The sequence below is a fragment of the Rhodococcus sp. DT1 genome, from assembly GCF_049844875.1.
Classification (GTDB): domain Bacteria; phylum Actinomycetota; class Actinomycetes; order Mycobacteriales; family Mycobacteriaceae; genus Rhodococcus.
This window is the reverse complement of sequence record NZ_JBNCLW010000002.1, coordinates 82,554-99,722: the sequence shown is the minus strand read 5'-3', so window position 1 is coordinate 99,722 and position 17,169 is coordinate 82,554. Positions and strand designations below refer to the sequence as shown.

14 protein-coding genes are annotated in these 17,169 nt (G+C 65.8%); 7 read left to right on the top strand and 7 right to left on the bottom strand.

Going from position 1 to position 17,169, the window contains the following annotated elements; all coding sequences use genetic code 11:
- Window position 1 precedes the first annotated feature (1 nt).
- The 3 genes from ACLQ3J_RS04780 to ACLQ3J_RS04770 all read right to left on the bottom strand — a co-directional run bounded on the left by ACLQ3J_RS04780 (window position 2) and on the right by ACLQ3J_RS04770 (window position 3,527).
- A complete protein-coding gene (locus ACLQ3J_RS04780) occupies window positions 2-1,159 on the bottom strand; it encodes an acyl-CoA dehydrogenase family protein (RefSeq protein ID WP_169651521.1) in 1,158 nt (385 codons plus the stop codon).
- A gap of 30 nt (window positions 1,160-1,189) precedes the next feature.
- Window positions 1,190-1,999: a crotonase/enoyl-CoA hydratase family protein gene (locus tag ACLQ3J_RS04775; protein WP_169651522.1), complete on the bottom strand. Its 810-nt coding sequence runs from the start codon at window positions 1,997-1,999 to the stop codon at window positions 1,190-1,192.
- Between the two features lie 109 nt (window positions 2,000-2,108).
- Window positions 2,109-3,527 (bottom strand): ABC1 kinase family protein, encoded by a 1,419-nt coding sequence (locus ACLQ3J_RS04770; RefSeq protein WP_296550748.1) that lies wholly within the window; start codon window positions 3,525-3,527, stop codon window positions 2,109-2,111.
- 248 nt (window positions 3,528-3,775) lie between these two features.
- Here ACLQ3J_RS04770 and ACLQ3J_RS04765 point away from each other — a divergent pair, with 248 nt between their 5' ends.
- Together ACLQ3J_RS04765 and ACLQ3J_RS04760 are read left to right on the top strand one after the other, a co-directional pair.
- Entirely contained in the window at window positions 3,776-4,810 is a 1,035-nt protein-coding gene (locus ACLQ3J_RS04765) for a sigma-70 family RNA polymerase sigma factor (protein WP_169622065.1), read from the top strand.
- Between the two features lie 84 nt (window positions 4,811-4,894).
- Window positions 4,895-5,824, top strand: coding sequence for a PaaI family thioesterase (locus ACLQ3J_RS04760; RefSeq protein ID WP_425902341.1), 930 nt, complete (start codon window positions 4,895-4,897; stop codon window positions 5,822-5,824).
- A gap of 34 nt (window positions 5,825-5,858) precedes the next feature.
- Here the strand turns inward: ACLQ3J_RS04760 and ACLQ3J_RS04755 are convergent, their stop codons facing one another.
- Window positions 5,859-7,043, bottom strand: coding sequence for a serine hydrolase domain-containing protein (locus ACLQ3J_RS04755; RefSeq protein WP_422424916.1), 1,185 nt, complete (start codon window positions 7,041-7,043; stop codon window positions 5,859-5,861).
- A gap of 140 nt (window positions 7,044-7,183) precedes the next feature.
- On the opposite strand from ACLQ3J_RS04755, the gene ACLQ3J_RS04750 reads away from it, so the two are divergent.
- Window positions 7,184-9,154: a M13 family metallopeptidase gene (locus ACLQ3J_RS04750; RefSeq protein ID WP_378528177.1), complete on the top strand. Its 1,971-nt coding sequence runs from the start codon at window positions 7,184-7,186 to the stop codon at window positions 9,152-9,154.
- Window positions 9,155-9,209: 55 nt separating this feature from the next.
- Here ACLQ3J_RS04750 and ACLQ3J_RS04745 read toward each other — a convergent pair whose 3' ends face one another.
- Both ACLQ3J_RS04745 and ACLQ3J_RS04740 read right to left on the bottom strand, forming a co-directional pair.
- Window positions 9,210-10,028, bottom strand: coding sequence for a M23 family metallopeptidase (locus tag ACLQ3J_RS04745; protein ID WP_169622061.1), 819 nt, complete (start codon window positions 10,026-10,028; stop codon window positions 9,210-9,212).
- 223 nt (window positions 10,029-10,251) lie between these two features.
- Window positions 10,252-10,968 carry an enoyl-CoA hydratase/isomerase family protein gene (locus ACLQ3J_RS04740; RefSeq protein WP_425902340.1) on the bottom strand — a complete coding sequence of 239 codons (717 nt, stop codon included), beginning with the start codon at window positions 10,966-10,968 and terminating at the stop codon, window positions 10,252-10,254.
- Window positions 10,969-11,100: 132 nt separating this feature from the next.
- Here ACLQ3J_RS04740 and ACLQ3J_RS04735 point away from each other — a divergent pair, with 132 nt between their 5' ends.
- From ACLQ3J_RS04735 to ACLQ3J_RS04720, 4 genes are read left to right on the top strand one after another with little or no spacing between them, the layout of a single operon-like run.
- Window positions 11,101-12,648 (top strand): AMP-binding protein, encoded by a 1,548-nt coding sequence (locus ACLQ3J_RS04735; RefSeq protein ID WP_169622059.1) that lies wholly within the window; start codon window positions 11,101-11,103, stop codon window positions 12,646-12,648.
- A gap of 28 nt (window positions 12,649-12,676) precedes the next feature.
- On the top strand, window positions 12,677-13,858 hold the full coding sequence (locus tag ACLQ3J_RS04730; RefSeq protein ID WP_169622058.1) for an amidohydrolase family protein: 1,182 nt from the start codon (window positions 12,677-12,679) through the stop codon (window positions 13,856-13,858).
- Entirely contained in the window at window positions 13,855-15,282 is a 1,428-nt protein-coding gene (locus ACLQ3J_RS04725) for a FadD3 family acyl-CoA ligase (RefSeq protein ID WP_425902339.1), read from the top strand. The genes ACLQ3J_RS04730 and ACLQ3J_RS04725 overlap by 4 nt, the downstream gene beginning before the upstream one ends.
- 43 nt (window positions 15,283-15,325) lie before the next feature.
- Entirely contained in the window at window positions 15,326-15,613 is a 288-nt protein-coding gene (locus ACLQ3J_RS04720; protein ID WP_169622056.1) for a DUF3263 domain-containing protein, read from the top strand.
- 39 nt (window positions 15,614-15,652) lie between these two features.
- Here ACLQ3J_RS04720 and ACLQ3J_RS04715 read toward each other — a convergent pair whose 3' ends face one another.
- Entirely contained in the window at window positions 15,653-17,146 is a 1,494-nt protein-coding gene (locus tag ACLQ3J_RS04715; protein ID WP_296550715.1) for an MFS transporter, read from the bottom strand.
- Window positions 17,147-17,169: the final 23 nt, after the last annotated feature.

Sequence of the window (17,169 nt, the reverse complement as noted above, 5' to 3'; positions counted from 1 at the left end):
CCTAGAGCCCCAGATCCTTCGAGATGATCGTCTTCATCACTTCGCTGGTGCCGCCGTAGATTCGGGTGACGCGGGTGTCCGCGTACAGGCGGGCGATGGGGTACTCGGTGATGTACCCGTAGCCGCCGTGCAATTGGAGACACTTGTCGATCACGCGCCCGGCGACCTCGGTGCAGAACAGTTTTGCACGAGCGGCATCGGCGACGCTCAGTTCCTTGCGGTCGAGAAGTTCGAGACAGTGGTCGACGTAGACGCGGGCGGCCTGGGTCTCCGCGGAGCACTCGGCGAGGACGAATTTGGTGTTCTGGAACGCGGCGACCGGCTTCCCGAAAACTTTGCGGTCCCTGGTGTACGCGAGTGCGTGGGCAATCGCGGCTTCGGCGAATCCGACCTGGTTGAGCGCGATACTCAATCGCTCCTGCGGCAGGTTGTGGGTGAGGTATCCGAAGCCGGCACCCTCCTCGCCGAGAAGGTTTTCGACGGGAACGCGAACGTCGTTGTACGACAGTTCGGCCGTGTCCTGCTGGTGCAGGCCGATCTTGTCGAGTTTGCGCCCGACGGAGAATCCTTCGGTGTCGGTGGGCACGGCGATGATCGACAGTCCCCCTCGACGGTTCTCCGGGTCGAACGGCGAAGTCCGGCACACCGTGAGGATCAGGTCGGCTGTCACCCCGCCCGTGATGAAGGTCTTCGCTCCGTTGACGATGTAGTGCGAGCCGTCGTCCGACAACTTTGCGGTGGTCGCGATGTTGGCGAGGTCGGAGCCGGTACCCGGTTCGGTCATTGCGATGGCCGTCATGATCGAGCCGTCCGCGAAGCCCGGAAGCCAGCGCTTCTTCTGCTCCTCGGTGGCGTACTCGAGGAGGTACGGCAGGATCAGGCACGCATGAACGGTATACGAGCCGAACGAGACTCCGGCGCGGGCCACCTCTTCGAACACGATGGTGTTGTAGACGAAGCTCGATTCTCCGCCCCCACCGAACTCCTCGGGTACCTGGATGCCCAGAACGCCGAGTTCACCGAGCCGGGTGAAGAATTCGCGCGGGGGACGTCCGAGTTCGTCCCACTCCTCGCGGTGCGGAACGACTTCCTTTTCGATGAAGTCCCGCAACATCTTCCGGAATTGCTCGTGCTCTTCGGTCATGATCGTGCGTTGCATGGTGCGTCCTTCGAACGGCGCTGAGGCGGGTCAGTTACCCGTGAAGTTGCCCGGGCGGCGTTCGAGGAACGCGGAGAGGGCCTCACGGTGGTCTTGGGTGTGGTGTGACAGTGCTTGCAGGGAGGCAGAGAGTTCGAGCAGGGTATCGAGGTCCACGCGCTGGCCCTCGCGGAGAAGCTTTTTCGTCATGCGCAGCGCGTTCGGCGGATTGACCGCGACCCGAGCGGCCAGTGCGTTCGCCGCCCCGAGCAGTTCTTCGGGTTCGACGACCTGCGACACCATGCCCCATTCGAGTGCGGTCGCGGCGTCCACGCGATCTCCGGTGAACGCCATTTCGGCGGCGCGGGCAGCACCGACCGCGCGGGGCAGCAGCCACGCGCCGCCGTCACCGGGGATGATGCCGAGCTTGACAAAACTTTCGGCGAAGAACGCCTTCGTGGAGGCAATTCGCATGTCGCACATCATCGCCAGGTCGCACCCCGCGCCGACGGCCGGGCCGTTGACGGCAGCGATGATCGGTACCTCGCAGTGGTAGATCGCTTTGGGCAGCCGCTGGATGCCGCGGCGGTAACCCTCCCGGAGCGCGTGCGGCGCGCCCGCGAACATTCCGGCGCGCTCGTCCATGTCCTTGACGTTGCCGCCCGCGGAGAAGGCGCTTCCGGCACCGGTGAGGACCACCACGCGGGTCTCGATGTCGTTGTTCGCTTCGTCGACCAGATACACGAGGCGCTCGACGACGTCGTCTCCCGAGATCGGGTTGCGGGCATCGGGAAGGTTGATCGTCCACGTGACGACGTTTCCGTTGCGCTCACTGAGTACGACGTCCTGCGCTGTCGTCATAGGGGTCGTGGTCCTTCCGTCGCCGAGGTGGCCCGAACCGTGATTTGGTCGAACGATCGTTAAACTACGGACACGGCACGCGACTGTAAAGGCCCCGAGCGGTGTCCGGTCAGTCGGGCAGGCTCATGCCCGATTCGGCAATTCGTATGCGAACCTCGTCGGGGAAGACGTTGCGGAACACGAACGGATCCCGGCCCAGGACCCATCCGGGCGCGAGCGCCGTGGCGTACCGCTCGAAGTACCCGAGTTGTTTTCCGAAGAGGACGAGTTCCTCGGGGCTCGAGGTGTTCCATTTGCGGCCGAGCGACACGAGAGCGCCTATCAACTCGCTCAGACGCAACTCCCCCATGTCCCGGCCGAGCAGCGGCCCGAAGGTGTCGGCCACTTGCCGGCCCACCTCCACATCGTCGAGGTCGAGATCCGCCGCGACACCCAGCGCCCGCACACTGCGGGCCACCTCGGTGAAATCTCCCTCGAGCAGTGCGGCCCGGAACAGCGAGCGGAGCAACTCGCGCCATTTCTCGGGCAACTCGCCGACGATCCCGAAGTCGAGCAGTGCGACCCGGCCGTCGTCGAGGAGCCAGAGATTTCCCGCGTGCACGTCCCCGTGGAAAGGCCCGTGGCACAGCACCGCCTCGATCCACACCTTCACTCCCCGTCGCACGAGCAGCGCGGTGTCGATACCGTCCTGCCCCGGGACGACACGGTCGAGCGGTCGGCCGCTGAGCCGTTCCATGCAGATCACACGCGGGCCGCACCAGTCCCAGTACACCTCGGGGACCGTCACGAATCTGTTGTCGCCGAAGGCCGCGATGTTGCGCCGGAACCGGTCCTGCCGGTCCGCCTCGACCGTGGCGTTGAGTTCGGTCATGGTCGCGTTGTAGAGGTCGCGGATGATCGCGGGGGTGTTCGCGATGCGAAAGAACTCGAATACCTGCAACATTCGTGCGCCGACATACGCGGCACGGAGGTCGACGAGCATACGATGCGCGATCCCCGGTCGCTGCACCTTCACCACAGCACGTCGTCCGTCGCGCAGCACGCAGCCGTGTACCTGCGCGACGGAAGCCGCGGCGAGCGGCACGTCCTCGAACGACAGGAACATCTCGTCGATCGGGTGGCCGAGATCCGCTTCGATGACCGCGCGCGCTTCGGCGGACGGAAAGGTGGGGACGTCGTCCAGCATCCGCAGGCAGGCATCCGCGAGAGCGACCGGGAACAGCCCCGGCGACGAGGCGACCAGCTGGCCGAGCTTCACGAAAGTGGGCCCGAGGTGCTCGAACGCGTCGACCGTGCCGTGCGCGGCAGCAGCGACAACGCCGCGGCCACGCGGACGGACAACCCAGCGCAGTACCGCCCACAGCACGAACGTCACGAGAACGACGCCCACCACCACGGCGCGGCCGAGTTCGGCGAGCCCGAATCGGTCGAGCGGTGGCCGGTCGACCCGCAGGGCCTCGGGTGACGGGCCGCCCGAACACGGCCCCACGGGTCCGCGAGGCGAGGGGTGCGCCTCCCCCACGGTCACCTCCGATGCCTGGTCGCGCAGTGTGTGATCCTGCACCGCGTGCCCCCACTCCTTCACCGACGCGCGCACCCGACGGCGCGGCTGTGAGCACGGTACCCGGAGAGGTGCCCAGGATCGAGAGGCACGAACGCTCGAACGTGAGTTCTCGGGGTATTTCTCAGGGTATTTCTCAGGGTGTTCTGTGTCGGTACCCACGACTACCCTTTGACGGGTAGTCGTTCGGGCCGACGAATCGGAGTGGGTGCGGTATGGCAGAACAACTTCTCCCCGGTCCCCCCGGCGCTGTCGCCGACGAGACCGATTTCATGGGGCTGGCCGAGCCGTTCCGGCGCGAGCTTCTCGCCCATTGTTACCGCATGAGCGGGTCGCTCCACGATGCCGAAGACCTCGTGCAGGAAACGTATCTCCGAGCATGGCGCGGGTACGACAATTTCGGCGGTCGCTCGTCGCTGCGCACATGGTTGCACCGCATCGCGACCAACGTCTGTCTCACTGCGCTCGAGGGTCGGAAACGCCGTCCGCTGCCCACCGGTCTCGGTGCGCCCAGCTCCGACCCCGCAGACGATCTCGTGGTCCGCCAAGAGGTTCCCTGGCTCGAACCCATCCCCGGCACCTACACCGACGACGGGCGGACCGACGATCCGTCCGATCCGGCAACGATCGTCGCGTCGCGCGATTCGATCCGGCTCGCCTTCGTCGCGGCGCTGCAGCATCTGTCCGCACGGCAACGCGCGGTGCTCCTGCTGCGCGATGTCCTGCAGTGGCGCGCGGCCGAGGTTGCCACGGCGCTCGACACGTCGACAGCCGCGGTCAACAGTCTGCTCCAGCGTGCCCGCGCGCAGTTGAAAGATGCTCAGGTCACGTCCGATCGGCCGACCGAACCCGAGAGCGCGGAGGCCAAGGCCCTCGTGGAGCGGTGGGTCGAAGGGTTCGAGAAGTACGACATCGACTCGCTCGTCGACATGCTCACGAAGGACGCGATCTGGGAGATGCCGCCGTTCGACGGCTGGTACCAGGGCGCCGACGCCATCGTCACCCTCATCAAGCTCAATTGTCCGGCGAAGGGCCCCGGCGACCAGGTCATGCTGCCCACAACCGCAAACGGTCAGCCTGCGCTCGGGCTCTACATGCGCGGGGAGGACGGCGTGCACCGCCCTTTTCAGCTCCAGGTTCTCGACATTGTCGGCGGGAAAGTCGCGCATGCCACGGCCTTCTTCGCCGATGACACCACCGCCCTGTTTGCCCGGTTCGGCCTGCCGGCGTTCCCGACGACCCGAAGCTGAGACACATTTCCGCACCGTGCCCCGACCGCGCGCAGCGGCTACCCGAGACACCCGGTGATCGGTGCCCCTGATAGAGAAGGGGACATGATCACCGACGCGGCGCCGTTCCCGCTCGACCGACCCACCACGTTCACAGGCATCGGCCTGTCGATCACAGGCGACAACGAGATAGCGGTATCGCAGCCCGTCGGTCCCCGCTACCTCGACCACCGTGGACAGACGACCATCGGCTCGGTCGGTGTGCTCACCGACGTGTCCGTGGGTGCGGCTGTCGCAGTCGCGCGGTTGCACGCCACCGGTGAACGACCACAGTCCGTGATGTCCCAGATCACCGCGTCGACGGCCCACCCGTTCCCCGTCACGGGGGCAGTCTCGGGACGTGGCCGCAGCGTCTACTTCGACGACACCACCGGACTGGCAGAAGCGACCCTGTTCGACGACGACGGCAACCCCGTGATGCACCTGACCGGACGGTCGATCGTGGTGGGACGCGCACCGTCCGACGCACTTCGCGCGCCGGATGTCACTCACGCCGCTGCCACCGGCACCGAGCCCGGGCCGTGCGCGGACCCCGGCGTACTCGCCGAACTGGGTGGTCTCGAGATCGTCGCCGGTATCGCCGCGGAGACCTTGCCCCGTGGCCCGTTGGCGGAACTACTGGGACTGACCCTCACCGCCGTCGAGCACGGCACGGTGCAGGGCGAGATCGTCCCGCTCGCATGGATGGCCAATCCGATCGCCTCCGTCCACGGCGGCGTGCTCATGTCGATGGCGGAGATCGTGTCCGGTCTGGCCGCACAGACCCTCACCGGCGTCGGCGGCCGATACCGGCTTCTCCAGATCAGTGCCGACTATCTGCGTTCCCCTGCCGCACCGGGCCCTGCCGTGCAGATCAAGTCGGAGGTAACCCGCGCCGGGCGCCGCCTCGCCTCGATCGAGACGGTGATCTGCGGTGCGGACGGCACCGTGTATGTGCGTGCCCGCGCGAACGCTCAGCTCTTCCCCGGCGTCTAGGCGGTACGGCGTCGCCAGGACCGGGACCGTGTGATCACCCGGCTCGGCGTGCCGCCGCCACGGCTGTCGCGCCGAGGCGGGGGAAACGCCCGTCGGAGATTGTCGTGAACGTGTTACCCAGCCGATTCGTGACGAACGCGACCGACAGTCCCGTCTCGGGATCGGCGAAGGCCCCGGACCCGCCGAAGCCGTAGTGACCCACGGATCGGAGCGGCTGATGCCTCGAGGCAACCCAGCCCGGGTGATACCCGAGACGCCAGTTGGCCCGGATTCCGAGTACGTAATCGCGGCCTCGGGTCTGAACCTCGGTCAACTGCCGGACGGTGTCTTCCTCCAGGAAGCGGACATCGTCGATCGCCCCGCCGCAGGCGAGGGCCGCGTACATCCGGGCCAGCGCCCGGGCGGTGAAAACGCCGTTCCAGCCCGGCATCACGGAATCGTGCGCCCGGGGGCTTCGCATCAACTCGTCGAATCCCTCGGCCATGCCGGCCTCGGCGAGTCCACGCAGACCGGGTGTCCTGGCGAGTACCGCGCCTGCGGTGGCCCACGGGGCGGGCAGAAAATTGATCTTGGGGAAGACTCGCGCGATGCGATGACGCTGGTCCTGCGGCACCCGGTACCAGAACTCATCCATTCCGAGCGGCTCGGCAATTTCGGTGCGGACGAGTTCCTCGAACGATTTCCCGGACGCGCGCGCCGCTACCTCCGCAACGAGGTTTCCGTAGGTGACGGCGTGATAGCCGGGTCCGGCCAAGCGACGCGGGTCCGGCGGCGCGGCGGCGAGCGCAGCAGCGACGGCCTCGGAGTCGAGCAACCCGAAGCGCCCCGGAACGAGTCCCCGCGCCTTGTGCAGCCCGGCGCGGTGGGACATCAGCTCGCGAACGGTGATGGCGTCCTTGCCCGCGGCGGCGAACTCCGGCCAGTACTGCGCCACGGGGCTGTCGTACTTGACGAGCCCTCGCTCGGCGAGGCGGTGGAGAACCGTGCTCGCGACTCCCTTCCCCGTCGAGAAGGACAGCACCACCGTGTCCCGTTTCCACCGCTTGTCGCGGGCGGCCCACCCGGCCCAGATGTCGAGAACGCATTCGCCGTGCAGGTAACACGTCAGTGCACCGCCACCTTGACCGGGCGAAAAGAACATCCGGAAGAACTGATCCGCGACCGGCATGAAGCGCGGGTCGACCACCATCTGCGTGGCCGGTATGTCGTTCTCGGTCATGCCACCCGTGCTCCTAGCGCTACCGTCGCGAACCGCTGTCCCCCGCACGATCGTAGGAGCCGCGCACCACGGGCGTGGAGGTTCTCCGCGTTCGGGTGGGCGTCTGCACCTCCCGGGGAATCGGTGTAAGGATGGAGCCCATGACCATCGCGCCACATTCGGAGATCCGCTCCGGCATCGATCTCGAACATGTCGACGAGCACGTCCGGCCCCAGGACGACCTGTTCGAGCACGTCAGCGGGCGATGGCTCGCCGAACACGAGATTCCGGCCGATCGCGCTCTCGACGGCGCGTTCCGCACGCTCGCCGACAAAGCCGAGGTCGACGTCCGGTCGATCATCGAGGAGGCTGCGGCGTCGAGCGCCGAACCCGGCACCGATGCGCAGAAGATCGGTGACCTGTTTGCGAGTTTCATGGATATCGATTCGATCGAGGCCGCGGGCATGGCTCCGATCTCCGCGGAACTCGCTGCGATCGCGGGCGCGCCCGATCGCGCTGCACTCGCGTCGGTCCTCGGCGAACTTCAGCGAGTCGGTGTCAGCGGGGCGCTCGCGCACTACGTGGACACCGACTCGAAGAACTCGCAGCGTTATCTGATCCACGTCGCGCAGGGCGGACTCGGCCTTCCCGACGAGTCGTACTACCGGGAGGAGCGGTACGCCGCCATCCGCGACTCGTACACCGGGCACATCGGCCGTATGTTCACCCTCGCCGGCCTCGACCACGACCCTGCGCGGGTGGTCGCTCTGGAGACCGCGCTTGCTGCCGGGCACTGGGATGTCGTCACACGCCGCGACGCCGACCTGACCTACAACCTGGTCACGCTCGAATCGTTGATCGCCGATCTGCCCGGGTTCGAGTGGACAGACTGGATCACGGCCACCGGTGCGACCGCCGGGCAATGGTCCGAGATCGTCGTGCGGCAGCCCAGTTTCCTCGAGGTGTTCACGCAGTTGTGGACCGACCAGTCGCTCGACGACTGGAAGGCGTGGGCGGCATGGCGGGTGCTTCGGGCACGTGCCCCGTACCTTTTCTCGGCAATCGTCGACGAGAACTTCGCGTTCTACGGACGCGAACTCACCGGCGCTCAGGAGATCCGCGCCCGGTGGAAGCGCGGCGTGTCGCTGGTGCAGGACCTGCTCGGTGAGGCCGTCGGAAAGATCTACGTCGAGCGGCATTTCCCTGCCGAGGCGAAGACCCGGATGCAGGTGCTCGTCGACAACCTCACAGAGGCGTACCGGCAGAGCATCACCGACCTCGAGTGGATGAGCCCGGAGACCCGCCGGGCGGCACTGCGCAAGCTCGACAAGTTCACCCCCAAGGTCGGGTATCCGGACAGGTGGCGGGACTATTCGGCGGTGTCCATCGCTGCCGACGACCTCGTCGGCAACTACCGCAGCGGGTATGCCGCGGAGTACGACCGCGATCTCGCCAAGCTCGGCGGTCCGGTCGATCGTGACGAGTGGTTCATGACCCCGCAGACGGTCAATGCCTACTACAACCCGGGAATGAACGAGATCGTCTTCCCGGCAGCGATTCTGCAGCCCCCGTTCTTCGATCTCCACGCCGACGACGCCGCGAACTACGGCGGGATCGGTGCGGTGATCGGGCACGAGATCGGACACGGATTCGACGACCAGGGTGCCAAGTACGACGGGGACGGAAACCTCGAGAATTGGTGGACCGACTCGGATCGTGAGGAATTCGGTAAGCGCACCGCACAACTGATCGCGCAGTACGACACGTTCGAGCCGAAGGCATTGCCCGGACATCACGTCAACGGGAAGTTCACGATCGGCGAGAACATCGGCGATCTCGGCGGCCTCTCGATCGCCCTGAAGGCGTACGCGATCGCACTCGACGGCCGCCCTGCGCCCGTCATCGACGGGCTGACCGGACTGCAGCGCGTGTTCTTCGGCTGGGCTCAGGTGTGGCGCACCAAGGTCCGCGACGAAGAGGCGCTCCGCCGACTCGCCGTCGATCCGCATTCGCCGCCCGAGTTCCGGTGCAACGGGGTCGTCCGGAACATCGACGAGTTCTACCGGGCGTTCGACGTGCGGGAAGGCGACGGCCTCTACCTCGACCCGTCGGAGCGCGTGAAAATCTGGTGATCGATACGCGAAAGCCCCCATGTTCTTTCCGAACATGGGGGCTTTCGTGGTGTCGTCAGCCGAGGTGCGAGCTGGGCACCGGGACGCCGCGCGCGTGGAACCACGGGATGGGGTCGGTCTTGACGCCGTTGGGCAGCCACACTTCGTAGTGGAGGTGCGGTCCGGTGGACTGGCCGCGGTTACCCATCGTCGCGATCACGTCGCCGGCACGCACGTGCTGACCGACCGAGACCAGGGACTGGTCGATGTGCCCGAACACTCCGATCGTTCCGTCGTCCTGAGCGATGCGAACCCACAGTCCGAATCCCGTGGCCGGGCCGGTCTCGATCACGACACCGTCGGTCACCGACACGATGGGGGTACCGATCGAGTTGGCGATGTCGATGCCGTTGTGGTTGGTGCCCCACCGCGCGCCGAAGCCGGAGGTGAGAGTGCCCGCGGCGGGGAACGCCAGTGCGGGGCGACGCGCAGCCTCTTCGCGTGCGGCCTGTTCGGCTGCCTCGCGGGCGAGCCGATCGGCTTCCTCGTGCGCGATACGATCGGCCTCGGCCTGCAGGGCGGCGGCTTCGTCGGCGATCCGCTGTGCGTCACGCTCCGACGCACGCCGCAACTTCTCGGCGTAGTCGGTGGACTCGAACCCGGGGACAGTCAGGACCTGGGGTGCGGTGGACAGTGCGGTCGTCGCGATGCCCGTCCATGCCGGGCCGGTCTCCAGGCGGGACGGTCCGCCCGCGGCGTTCGCCGCTGTGGTTCCGCCGGCGGTGACGGCACCGGTCACGAGGACCACGGCTGCCCAACGGCCGACACGTGCGGCCGTGGTGAGGCCGTGGGATGCACGGGTGGCGTGGTCGAGGTGTTCCGAAGTGTGTGACAAAGCTGCGATCCCTCTTGGTCGTCCCCTGATAACGAACTGATTACGAGATCATCACGATAGCGCCGATTTTACGGATTTCCGGCGCGGCGTCTTGACACGATCGTTGTAAAAAGTGGCTCAGGTTACGAAAAAGAGATCTCTCCAGTCACACAAACCTCAGTCGGTTCGCGAGGTCTCGGAGGTTTCGGCCGAAAAGTGACCGAGGTCACGCGTCCAAGAGGTTTCAGCGCGCCCGATTCATCACTTTTTCGGCTGCTTCCCAGTGCGCGTCGGCTACCCACAGGCGAGCGAAGGCGTCGACGGCTTCGGCCGGAGTCGCCCCGTTCATCACTCGTTTGATCGACGCGGACGAGTCGTTGGCGAGCGCGCGGCCGAGCGCGCGCCACCCTTCGTCGAACGTCTCGCGCGGGAGGACACGATCGACGAGTCCCACTCGCTCGGCTTCTTCGGCACGGAGGATGGTGCCGGAACCCGCCAGCATCAGAGCTCTGCCCCTGCCCACGAGCGACGCGAGCCGTTCTGCCCCACCCCACGCGGGCATGATCGCGAGCGTGGACTGATTGAACCCGATCCTGATGTCGTCGGCGGCGACCCGGATATCCGCGGCCACCGCGACCTCGGCACCCCCGCCGAGCGCATGCCCGTTCAGTGCCGCAACGACGGGCGCGGGGAACTCCGCGATCCGATCACAGATCGCCCGCATCTGGCGCGCCATCTCGGCGGCCTCCTCATGGGTGCGCAGTTTTGCCAGTTCCTTGAGATCACCGCCCGATACGAAAGCCTTGTCGCCCGCACCTCGAATGACCAGCGCACGCGCGTCGGCAGCGGCGTCGAGAACCTTCTCGAGCTGGTCCATGGTCTCGGGCGCAATCGCGTTGCGGGCGTGGGGGCGATCGATCGTGACAATCGCCAGTCCGTCTTCGAGTTCGAGATCGACCATAGCTCTGTTCTCCAAATTGATATTGGAATTCTGGAAATCGGAGAATAACATGCTCGCATATGACCGAAGCCGACTCCGAGCGCTGCGACGCGCGGCAGAGCGGTCTCACCCCTTGACCTTGGAGCTCCCACGATGCGGCAGTTGCCCCCCGAATTGGTCGAACGCTACGAGCACGAAGGGTGGTGGACACGCGAGACCATCGGCGACATGCTGGCTCGTGGCCTGAAGGCCGCCCCGGACATCGAGTTCCGGGTCCACTCCGACGTGCGGCCCTGGTCGGGAACAGTCGGTGAGGTCGAAATCGTCGCGCGTCGTCTCGCTGCAGGCCTGCGCCGGCGCGGCGTCGGCCCCGGTGACGTGGTGGCGTTCCAGTTGCCGAACTGGATGGAAGCGGCCGCCGTCTTCTGGGCGACGTCCTTCCTCGGCGCGACCGTGGTGCCGATCGTGCACTTCTACGGCCGCAAGGAACTCGGGTTCATCCTGCGCGAGTCCTCGCCCAAGGTCTTCGTGTGCGCCGAGCGGTTCGGGTACACCGAGTACCAGCCCGACCTCTGCGCCGACATCCCGATCGTCGGCGTGGTCGGGCGCGATTTCGACGACCTGCTCGACGCCGAACCCTTCGAAGGCGTTCTCCCCACCGACCCCGCGGCGCCGGCACTGCTCGCCTTCACCTCCGGCACCACGAGTGATCCCAAAGGCGTGGTCCACAGCCACCGCACCCTCGGATTCGAGACGCGGCAACTCGCCGCCCGCTATCCCGCCGACCGGGGCACGCAGCTCACAGGCGCACCGGTGGGGCACTTCATCGGCATGGTCAATGCCTTCCTGATCCCTCTGCTCGACAACTCCCCCATCAACCTGCTCGACGTGTGGAACCCCGCTCGCGCAATCGAACTCATGGAGAGCGACGGCCTGGTCATCGGCGGCGGCGCGACCTATTTCGTCACCAGCCTCCTCGATCACCCGGACTTCGATCCCGGCCGGCACCTGAAGTACATGAAGTACGCCGGTCTCGGCGGCTCGACAGTTCCGGCCGCGGTGACCCGCCGGCTCGACTCGCTCGGGATCACCGTGTTCCGGGCGTACGGGAGCACCGAGCATCCGTCGATCACGAGTTCGCTGGTGACCCATCCCGTCGACAAGCGGCTCTTCACCGACGGCTGCGTCTCACCGGGAGTCGAGATCCGCCTCACCGAGGACGGCGAGATCCTGAGCCGCGGACCGGATCTCTGCATGGGCTACACCGACCCCGAACTCACTGCCCGCATGTTCGACGAGGACGGGTGGTACCACACGGGCGACATCGGGGTGCTGGACGACGACGGCTTCCTGACGATCACCGACCGTAAGGCCGACTTCATCATCCGGGGCGGCGAGAACATCAGCGCCCTCGAGGTGGAAGAAGTACTGCTCACGCTTCCGTCGGTTGCGGAGGCCGCGGTCGTCTCCGCCCCCGACGAGCGCCTGGGTGAACATGCTGCGGCCGTACTGAGGCTTCATCCGGGGCACGCGATGCCCACGCTCGACGAGTTGCGCGAACACTTCCGGGCCTCGGGTATCGCGAAGCAGAAGTGGCCCGAGGAACTGCACGAAGTGACGGAGTTCCCCCGCACCGCGAGCGGCAAGATCCAGAAGTTCCGGGTGCGCGGGGATATTGCGGCCTCCCGCGGAAGAGAATAGTATTCTCACAACAGGAGAAGGAGGATCTATGTCACCGAAAGAATTGCCGTATCCGCTGTTCGATGCGGACAACCACCTGTACGAGACCGAGGAAGCCCTCACCAAGTTCCTCCCGGAGAAGTACAAGGGCGCCATCAAGTACGTGCAGGTCGACGGCCGCACGAAGATCGCGATCCGCAATCAGATCAGCGAGTACATCCCCAACCCCACCTTCGAGGTGGTCGCTCGTCCCGGAGCGATGGAGGACTACTTCAAGAACGGCAATCCCGAGGGCAAGAGCAAGCGGGAGATCTTCGGCAAGCCGATGAAGTCGATCGACGCCTTCCGTGAACCCGCTGCGCGTCTCGAGCTCATGGACGAACTCCAGATCGACCGCACTCTGATGTTCCCGACGCTGGCCAGCCTCGTCGAAGAGCGCATGCGCGACAACCCCGAGCTGATCCACGCGGTCGTCCACTCACTCAACCAGTGGCTGTACGAGACCTGGGGATTCAACTACAAGGACCGCATCTTCACCGTCCCGGTCATCAGCCTGCCGATCGTCGACAAGGCGATCGAAGAGCTCGAGTGGTGTGTCGAGCGCGGCGCGAAGGCGATCCTCGTCCGGCCCGCACCGGTTCCCGGCTACAAGGGTCCGCGCTCGTTCGCGCTCCCGGAGTTCGATCCGTTCTGGAAGCGCGTCGTCGAACTCGACGTCCTGGTCACCCAGCACTCGTCCGACAGTGGCTACGCACGGTACAACCAGGAGTGGGACGGCACGGGCGAAGAAATGCTCCCGTTCGTCACGAACGCGTTCCGCATGGTCAGCGAATGGCGTCCGATTCAGGATGCCGTGGCGTCGTGGGTCTGCCACGGTGCACTGTTCCGATTCCCCGAGCTGCGGATCGCAGTCATCGAGAACGGCGCGTCCTGGCTGCCGCACGTGCTGCAGACCCTCGCCGACGTCTACAAGAAGGCCCCCGAGGGCTTCGGCATGCAGGACCCGGTCGCAGCGATCAAGAAGAGCATCCACGTCAGCCCGTTCTGGGAAGAGGACTTCAGCAAGCTGACGGCCCTCATCGGTGCCGAGCGCGTGCTCTTCGGGTCCGACTACCCCCACCCCGAGGGACTGGCCGAGCCGACCAGCTACATCGACCACATCCAGCATCTTCCCCTCGAGGATCAGAAGCTGGTCATGGGTGGCAATCTCGCGAGGCTGCTGAAGGTATGACCTGGCGGACCATCCCCGAGATGGTCCTCAGCACGGACGACCGCTTCGGCGATGCCGAAGCGGTCGTCGACGGGGACCTCCGGCTCACCTTCACCGAGCTCACCGCCCGCATCCGCCGGGCCGCAGGAGCATTCGCCGCGGCCGGCATCGACAAGGGTGACCGGGTAGCGATCTGGGCCCCCAACTCCGCAGAATGGATCGTCGCGGCCTTCGGGCTGCTCGCGGCGGGCGGAATCCTCGTCCCCGTCAACACGCGCTACAAAGAGGATGAGGCCGGCGACATCATCCGCCGAAGCGGAGCGAAGGTCGTGCTCGTCCAGAACGGCTTCCTCGGTACCGAATTCCGGACGCCGGCAGGAGTGCCTACGTTCGATATGAGGTCGGGATTCCTGGAGAGCGGAAATCCCTTCGCCCGCAGGCTGAGCGGCAACGATATCGCCGACATCATGTACACCTCGGGAACCACCGGACGTCCCAAGGGCGTCATGATGAACCACACCCAGACTCTCCGGATGTTCTCGGAGTGGTGCGACCTCGCCGATCTCCGCAAGGGCGACAAATATATGGTCGTCAACCCCTTCTTCCACATGTTCGGCTACAAAGCCGGCCTGATCGCGTCGATGATCCGGGGCGCCACCGTACTCCCGGTGCCCGTTCTCGATGTCGACAGAGTTCTCGAACTGGTCGAACGCGAACGGGTCACCGTACTTCCGGGCCCACCGACGCTCTACCAGTCCCTTCTGGCCGCACAGGGCACACGGGACCTCTCGTCGTTGCGTGCAGCGGTGACCGGGTCGGCAGACATCCCCGTCGATCTGATCCGGCGTATCAGCAACGAACTGCCGTTTCGAACCATCATGACCGGGTACGGGCTGAGCGAAGCCGGTACGGCCACGGCGTCCCGGCCCGGCGACACTTTCGAACAAATCGCCACCACGGTCGGGATTCCTTGTGAGGGAATAGAAGTCCGCATTGCGGACGACGGAGAAGTGCTCATCCGTGGCTACAATGTCATGCAGGGCTATTTCGACGATCCGGAGGCAACCTCGGAAGCTGTCGACCTCGAAGGCTGGTTGCATACCGGAGATCTCGGGACGCTGGACGACGACGGCCGCCTGCGGATCGTCGGCCGAAAGAAAGACATGTTCATAGTCGGTGGCTTCAATGCATATCCCGCGGAAATCGAGGGGTTCCTGCTCGAACACCCGGCCGTCGACCAGGTCGCCGTGATCGGTATCCCGGATGAGCGCCTCGGACAGGTCGCAAAGGCATTCGTCGTGTCGGCGAATCCGGTACCGCCGGAGGAGTTGCTCGCCTGGAGCCGGGCGCGAATGGCCGGGTTCAAGGCCCCTCGGGCCATCGAGTATCTCGAAGCCCTGCCACTGAACGCGACGGGCAAAGTCATGAAGGACCAATTGCGTTGATGCGCAGTGCATCCACACCCCCACAATAGAAGGAGACGGCGCGATGACCGATGAAGCTGCACTACTCGCCTTCGCCGTAAAGTGGCGCCACTGGAACGGCGGGCCCGACGAAGACATCTTCGTCACCTTCGGGATATCCCCCGAGGACTATTTCCATCGGCTACGCAGGCTCCTGACCAAACACCGCTGGAACCGGCTCGACCCGCAGGTCCTCACGGACCTCGTCCGGATCTGCGACGACCGCCTCAGCACGATCGATATCCGGTCCGGCGACCGGGCGCGACCGCGTCGCGTATCGTCGGAGCATCCCCTCAGTAAGCTCTCTGCCTGACAAGTCCCTCTGCCTGACAAGTTCCTCTGCTCGACGCACTCACCGTGCGGACGCTGTCCCCGGGCCGGTGACCGCGGAGCGCGACGAGGCATCGGCCGGCGACTGTGCCGCGATGCCGGGAACCGGGGTCTCCGTACCGCCGGGTTGCGCTCCGCGGATCGCCACGGTGGCGAGCGCCGCGAGAAGTGCCGCGGCGCCACCGATCAGCATGCCCACGAGGAATCCGTTCTCGGTGGGAATCGTGTTGCCTGCGAACATGATGCTCATCTGTGCCAGGACAACTCCTGCGACCGCTGCGGATACCGTACTGCCCAGCGAACGCAGCAACGTGTTGACGCTGTTCGCGGACGAGACCTCCGTCAGCGGCACCGCTCCCATGAGCAGAGTCGGAATTGCACCGTAGGCCAGCCCGATTCCCGCAGCGATGCAACAGGTGATCACCAGCAGTCCCCAGGTCGATCCCATCATGAACAGCGACGAACCGTATGCCGCGGCCATCATCAGGCAACCGGTGCAGAGCGTCGTCCGGGGACCACGCGCGGTCGTGAGGCGTGCGCCCAGTGGTGAGATCACCATCATCAGCAGGCCGGCGGGCGCACACCAGAGTCCCATGACGATCATCGATTGCCCTAGGCCGTATCCCGTGGACTCGGGCAGCACCCGGATCTGAGGGACGAGCAAGGCCTGGAAGTACATCGAGAAGCCGATCAGGATGGTGACGATATTGGTCACGAGCACCCGGTTGCCCATCGCCACCCGGAGGTCCACCAGAGGACTGTCGGCTCGAAGCTCCCAACGTCCCCAGCCGAGAAGCACCACGATGGACACCGCGAGCAGCGTCAAGGTCAGTCCCGCGGTCCATCCCCAGTCACCGCCTTTGGACACCGCGAGCAACAGGCATACCAGTGCCACCGACAGACCGAACGCGCCGAATCCGTCGAACTTGCCCCTGTGCTCGTTCGCCGGTGTGTCCCGTACGACCCATGCGATGAGGATCGCCATCACCACGCTGAGGATTCCGACTCCCCAGAACAACATTCGCCAGCTCGTGGTCTGCGCGACGATTGCGGCGACCGGAAGTCCGAGTGCTCCGCCGATGCCCAGCGACGAACTCATCAGTGCGATCGCCGATCCCAGGCGCTCGGGAGGGACCAGCGAGCGCAGTGCGCTGATACCGAGCGGAACGATGCCGAATCCTGCGCCCTGCAGTGCGCGTCCGACGAGCATGGGTGCCAGGCTCGACGACATCGCACACAGGAACGACCCGAGGATCAGCGGCACCGTGCACAGCAGCAGGATCCGTCGTGCGCCGTACATGTCGCCCAGCCGGCCGGTCACGGGGGTGGCGACCGCTCCGGACAACAAGGTCACCGTGACGACCCAGGACGCATTCGCGGGACTTGTTCCGAGTAGTTCCGGCAAGTCGACGAGGAGCGGAATCACCAACGTGGACATCAGGGTAGTGACGATTCCGGCAAAGACCAGCACCCAGATGGTCGGACCGGTCCGGACGGCCGGCACTACGGCATTCACGGGCGCCCGGTGCCCCGGGAACC

Excerpts from the sequence above, each read along its gene's own strand:
- ACLQ3J_RS04780 (WP_169651521.1), bottom strand. The coding sequence starts at position 1,159 with ATGCAACGCACGATCATGACCGAAGAGCACGAGCAATTCCGGAAGATG.
- ACLQ3J_RS04760 (WP_425902341.1), top strand. The coding sequence starts at position 4,895 with ATGATCACCGACGCGGCGCCGTTCCCGCTCGACCGACCCACCACGTTC.
- ACLQ3J_RS04740 (WP_425902340.1), bottom strand. The coding sequence starts at position 10,968 with ATGGTCGATCTCGAACTCGAAGACGGACTGGCGATTGTCACGATCGAT.
- ACLQ3J_RS04725 (WP_425902339.1), top strand. The coding sequence starts at position 13,855 with ATGACCTGGCGGACCATCCCCGAGATGGTCCTCAGCACGGACGACCGC.
- ACLQ3J_RS04730 (WP_169622058.1), top strand. The coding sequence starts at position 12,677 with ATGTCACCGAAAGAATTGCCGTATCCGCTGTTCGATGCGGACAACCAC.
- ACLQ3J_RS04755 (WP_422424916.1), bottom strand. The coding sequence starts at position 7,043 with ATGACCGAGAACGACATACCGGCCACGCAGATGGTGGTCGACCCGCGC.
- ACLQ3J_RS04765 (WP_169622065.1), top strand. The coding sequence starts at position 3,776 with ATGGCAGAACAACTTCTCCCCGGTCCCCCCGGCGCTGTCGCCGACGAG.
- ACLQ3J_RS04775 (WP_169651522.1), bottom strand. The coding sequence starts at position 1,999 with ATGACGACAGCGCAGGACGTCGTACTCAGTGAGCGCAACGGAAACGTC.
- ACLQ3J_RS04750 (WP_378528177.1), top strand. The coding sequence starts at position 7,184 with ATGACCATCGCGCCACATTCGGAGATCCGCTCCGGCATCGATCTCGAA.
- ACLQ3J_RS04720 (WP_169622056.1), top strand. The coding sequence starts at position 15,326 with ATGACCGATGAAGCTGCACTACTCGCCTTCGCCGTAAAGTGGCGCCAC.
- ACLQ3J_RS04735 (WP_169622059.1), top strand. The coding sequence starts at position 11,101 with ATGCGGCAGTTGCCCCCCGAATTGGTCGAACGCTACGAGCACGAAGGG.